The 434-nt window shown below is 53.5% G+C and carries 1 pseudogene; it reads left to right on the plus strand.

Annotated elements, in window-relative coordinates:
* Positions 1-132: 132 nt before the first annotated feature.
* A pseudogene (locus KP705_RS17910) lies at positions 133-434 on the plus strand (hypothetical protein); the annotation flags it as partial.

The raw sequence follows: 434 nt of genomic DNA on the forward strand, positions 1-434 counted from the left end.
TTTACCGATCATCCTTTTCCCTTGGGGAACCGCCAAAAATGGCTTGCCATTAGGTCGCACCACGTGCGACCATAAAGTCGCACAGTGTGCGACCTATTCGGCACTCATACAGAGGTTTCCCACATGCGGAACATGACCCGTCTCAAGACCCCAAAAGATCGGCTTCGTGAAGATCAGGCCGAACAGGTTCGCCAAGCCCTTTTGCCGTTTTTTGACAATCCCGATTTTGACCATGATGCCCTTGGCCGGGTCATGGTCACCGTTCAACGCATTACTACCCCAGCCCCCGGAACAACGGAGCCGTTTGTTATGATCCGTCCCGCACAGAACCGTGCTGTCACCTTGTGGCTAATGAAGAACAGTAAACGTCCAATGAAGGCCGTGGACGTCTGGACGCTCTTGTTCGACCACCTGTTCCCACATACCGGACAGAT

It is taken from the genome of Gluconobacter sp. P1D12_c, assembly GCF_018812105.1.
In the GTDB taxonomy this organism is placed as follows: domain Bacteria; phylum Pseudomonadota; class Alphaproteobacteria; order Acetobacterales; family Acetobacteraceae; genus Gluconobacter; species Gluconobacter oxydans_A.